The sequence below is a fragment of the Streptomyces griseomycini genome, from assembly GCF_014203535.1.
Classification (GTDB): Bacteria; Actinomycetota; Actinomycetes; order Streptomycetales; family Streptomycetaceae; genus Streptomyces; species Streptomyces griseomycini.
Genome location: NZ_JACHJI010000051.1, coordinates 1 through 5,071, shown reverse-complemented (window position 1 = coordinate 5,071; position 5,071 = coordinate 1). Strand labels below are relative to the sequence as shown.

General features: G+C 74.8%; 2 protein-coding genes. Both read left to right on the top strand.

The annotated features are described in order from the left end of the window. Positions 1-722 (top strand): phosphopantetheine-binding protein (locus FHS37_RS38580; protein WP_245005823.1); only part of this gene is annotated, 722 nt, incomplete at its 5' end. Between the two features lie 57 nt (positions 723-779). After that, the coding region (locus FHS37_RS38575; RefSeq protein WP_184829976.1) for a type I polyketide synthase at positions 780-5,071 on the top strand (4,292 nt) is incomplete at its 3' end.

The following is a 5,071-nucleotide window of genomic DNA, read 5'->3' as shown; positions in this document are numbered from 1 at the left end:
TGGCCGGGACCGGGGCCGCGGGCCTGTCCGCCGAGGAAGGTCTGGAGCTGTTCGACGCCGTGGTCGGCGGACCGGATCCGGTGGTCCTCCCGATGTGGCTGGACCTGCGGGCCGTGCGCGGCGCGGACTCGGTGCCGCCGGTGTTCAGCGGCCTGGTGCGCACGACGACCCGCAGGGCGGCCGAGACCGGGACCGACCCGGCCGAAGCACTGCGGGAGAGGCTGGCCGCGTTGCCGAAGACCGAGCGGACGCCCGCCCTGGTCGACCTGGTGTGCACGCACATCGCGGCCGTGCTGGCGCTGCCCGGCCCCGAGGCGGTCGACGAACGGCGTGCGTTCACCGAACTGGGCTTCGACTCCTTGACCGCCATCGACCTGCGCAACCGGCTGAACACCGCCACCGGACTGCGCCTGCCCGCCACGCTGATATTCGACTACCCGACCCCGTTCGACATGGTCGGCCACCTCACGCAGGCGCTCGTCGTCGACGAGCCCGGCGGGGTGGCTCCCCTGCTCGCCGAACTGAGCCGCATCGAGGCGAGCCTCGCCGCGATCGAGCCCGGCGACGACGAGGACGACCGGGTCGGCACCCGGTTGGCGGCCTTGCTGGCCCTGTGGCGCGACAGCCGTGCCGACGCCACCGCGCGGACGACCGAGGACCTCGACGACGCCACCGACGACGAGGTGTTCGAAATGCTCGGCAAGGAATTCGGCATCTCCTGACCCGCCCGCCCACCCCACTTGCTCGACGAGCTCGACCTTCCCTGGAGTAGAGACGGCATGGACAACGAGGACAAGCTCCGGTACTACCTGAAGCGGGTCACCGCCGACCTGCGTGAGACACGCCGGCGGCTGCGCGAGGTCGAGGAGGGCGAGCAGGAGCCGATCGCGATCATCGGCATGAGCTGCCGCTACCCCGGCGGTGTGCGCTCCCCCGAGGACCTGTGGGAGCTGGTCGCGAACGGCCGCGACGGCGTGACGCCGTTCCCCGACGACCGGGGATGGGGCGAGGTCGCGCTGTCCGACCCCGAGGACCCCGACCGCGTGTTCCGCACCGAGGGCGGGTTCCTGCACGACGCCGCCGAGTTCGACCCCGGCGTGTTCGGCATCTCGCCCCGCGAGGCGCTGGCGATGGACCCGCAGCAGCGGCTGCTGCTGGAGACGTCCTGGGAGGCGTTCGAGCGGGCCGGCATCGACGCGTCGACGCTGCGCGGCAGCCGCACGGGCGTGTTCGCGGGCGTGATGTACCACGACTACACCTCGCGGCTGCGGTCGGTGCCGGAGGAACTGGAGGGCCTGCTCGGCACCGGCGGCTTCGCGAGCGTCGCCTCCGGCCGCGTGTCGTACACGTTCGCGCTGGAGGGGCCCGCCGTCACGGTGGACACCGCCTGCTCGTCCTCCCTGGTCACGCTGCACCTGGCGGCCCAGGCGCTCCGGTCGGGCGAGTGCGGGCTCGCCCTCGCGGGCGGGGTCACCGTCATGGCGACCCCGAACACGTTCATCGGCTTCAGCAAGCAGCGCGGCCTCGCCGCGGACGGCCGCTGCAAGTCGTTCTCCGACAGCGCCGACGGCACCGGCTGGGGCGAGGGCGTCGGCATGCTGCTGCTGGAGAAGCTGTCCGACGCCCGCCGCAACGGCCACCCCGTGCTGGGGATCGTCCGCGGCTCGGCGGTCAACCAGGACGGCGCGTCCAACGGCCTCACCGCGCCCAACGGGCCGTCGCAGCAGCGGGTGATCCGGCAGGCCCTGGACAGCGCCGGACTGACCGCGTCCCAGGTCGACGCCGTCGAGGCGCACGGCACGGGCACCACGCTGGGCGACCCGATCGAGGCCCAGGCGCTGCTGGCCACCTACGGCCAGGAGCGCACCCGGGAGCCGCTGTGGCTGGGCTCGGTGAAGTCCAACATCGGCCACACCCAGGGCGCGGCCGGTGTCGCGGGCGTCATCAAGATGGTCATGGCGATGCGGCACGGCGTGCTGCCGCCGACCCTGCACGTCGGCGAACCCTCCCGGCACGTCGACTGGTCGGCGGGCGCCGTGGAGCTGCTGACCGGGGCGCGGCCGTGGCCGGAGACGGGACAGCCGCGCAGGGCGGCGGTGTCGTCGTTCGGCATCAGCGGCACCAACGCCCACGTCGTTCTCGAACAGGCCCCGCCCGAGAACACCGACCCCGCCGAGGAGCCGGACGGCCCCGCCGACGAGCGGGGCGCAAACGCCGACGGGCAGGGCGGAAGCGCCGACGGGCAGAGCGGCCCCCTGGAAACCGCCGCCCCCGTCCTGACCGACGCGGTGCCGTGGGTGCTGTCCGGCAACGACCCCGGCGCGCTGCGCGAGCGCGCCGCCGACCTCCTGTCCCACCTGGACGGCCAGGACGTACCGGCGGTGGACGTCGGCTACTCCCTCGCCGTGAGCAGGACCGCCCTGGAACACCGGGCCGCCGTCGTCGGCACGGACCGCGCCGAACTGCTGCACGGCCTGCGTGCCCTGGCCGCCGGCGACCAGGCGCCGAACCTGGTCCGCGGCACGGTGGGCACCCGCGGCAAGCTCGCCTTCCTGTTCAGCGGACAGGGCAGCCAGCGGGCCGGCATGGGCCGCGAACTGTACCGGGAGTTCCCCGTGTTCGCGCACGCGCTGGACGAGGTCTGCGCCGCCCTGGACCCGCACCTGGACCGACCGCTGCGGGACGTGCTCTTCGCCGAGCCCGGCACCCGGACCGCCGCCCTGCTCGACCTGACCACCTACACGCAGCCCGCGCTGTTCGCGATCGAGGTGGCGCTGTTCCGCCTCGTCACGGCCTGGGGCCTCGCCCCGCAGTTCCTCGCCGGCCACTCCATCGGCGAACTGGCCGCGGCCCACGTGTCGGGCGTGTTCTCCCTCGCCGACGCGTGCACGCTGGTCGCCGCCCGCGGCGCACTGATGGGCGCGCTGCCCGAGGGCGGCGCCATGCTGTCGCTGCGCGCCGACGAGGACACCGTCCGCCGCCTGATCGCCGGGCACGGCGGCGCGGTGGACATCGCGGCGGTCAACGGCCCCGAATCCACGGTGATCGCGGGCGACGCCGACGCGGTCGCCGCCATCGACGGCGCCTGGCGCGAACGCGGCGGGAAGACCCGGTACCTGCGGGTCAGCCACGCCTTCCACTCACCGCACGTGGACGCCGTACTGGACGACTTCCGCACCGTCGCCCGCACCCTCACCTACGGGACGCCCACGATCCCGATCGTGTCCACCCTGACCGGCACCGTGCTCTCCCCGGAACAGGCCCGCGACCCGGAGCACTGGGTCCGCCACGCCCGCCGGGCGGTACGGTTCCTCGACGGCGTGCGGTGTCTGCGCGACCAGGGCGTCACGCACTTCCTGGAACTGGGCCCCGACGCGGTACTGACCGCGATGGGCCGCGACTGCGTCGACGAGGGCGCGCTGCTGGTGCCCACCTCGCGCGCGAACCGGGGCGAGGGCGCCACCCTCACCTCGGCCGTCGCGGCCCTGCACGTGCGGGGCGTCGCCCTCGACTGGCGGGCGGCCTTCGCGGGACGCGGCGCGCGGCGGATCGACCTGCCCACCTACCCGTTCCAGCGCACCAGGTTCTGGCTGGACGCCGGCGCGTACGTGACGGACGTGACCTCGGCGGGTCTGCGGGCCGCCGACCACCCGCTGCTGGGCGCCGCGGTCACCCTGGCCGCCGAGGAGGGCGCCCTGCTCACCGGCAGGCTCTCCCTGGCCACCCACCCCTGGCTGGCCGACCACACCGTCGGCGGCGTGGTCCTCGTACCGGGCTCCGCCTTCGTGGAACTGGCGATCCGGGCCGGTGACCAGGTCGGGCTCGACCACGTCGAGGAGCTGACACTGGCGGCACCGCTGGTCCTGCCGGAGGACGGCGCGGTGTGGCTCCAGGTGTCCGTCGGGGCGCCGGACGCGTCGGGGCGCCGCACGCTGGGCGTCTACTCGCGGGCCGACGACGCGCCCGACGACCAGCCGTGGACACGGCACGCCGTCGGCACCCTCACGGCGGACGAGCCGGCCCCGGCCCCCGGTACGGGTTCCTGGCCGCCCCAGGGAGCCGAACGCATCGGCATCGAGGGACGCTACGACGACCTCGCCGCCTCGGGACTCGGCTACGGACCCGCCTTCCGCGGTCTGCGCGCGGCATGGCGCCGGGGCGACGAGGTGTTCGCCGAGGTGGAACTGCCCGACCGGGACACCGCGGGCGCCTTCGGCCTGCACCCCGCGCTGCTCGACTCCGCGCTGCACGCCGTCGGACTGGGCGACTTCGTCACCGACGCGGAGCAGTTGCACCTGCCGTACTCCTGGCGCGGGATACGACTGCACCGCGGCGGCGCGTCCGCGCTGCGGGCACGGCTGTCCCCGGCGGGCGCCTCGGGCGTCGCCCTCGACCTGGCCGACGGCACGGGCGCCCCCGTCGCCTCGGTCGAGGCACTGACGCTGCGCACCCTGCCGACGGACGGGCTGGCCGCCGACCGGCCGGACTCGTTGTTCCGGGTCGACTGGACGCGCGTACGTCCCGCCGCCTCCGTCTCCGCCCGCTGGGCGGTCCTGGGCAACGGGCTCGGCCAGACGGAGACCTCCACCCCGGTCCGCACCTACCCCGACCTGGCCGCACTGAGCGAGGACGAGGTGCCCGACCTCGTCCTCGCCCCCGTCCCCCCGGCCACGGACCCCGCCGAGACCACGTACTGGGCCCTGGCGCTGCTGCAGAAGTGGCTCGCCGACGACCGGTTCTGCTCGGCACGGCTGGCCCTCGTCACCACCGGCGCGGTGGCCGCGGACCCCGACGAGGACGTCCTCGGTCTGGCCGGCGCGCCGGTGTGGGGCCTCGTCCGCGCGGCACAGGCCGAACACCCCGACCGGTTCGTCCTCATCGACACCGACGCGTCGCCCGCCTCGGCACACATCCTGCCCAGCGCCGCCGCGACCGGCGAACCGCAACTCGCACTGCGCTCCGGCGAGATCCACGCCCCGCGCCTGACGCGCGTCCGTCCCGGGGAGCCGGAGCCGGAGGTCGGTTCGGAGGTGGTGTTCGGTCCGGACAGTTCGGTGTTGGTGACGGGTGC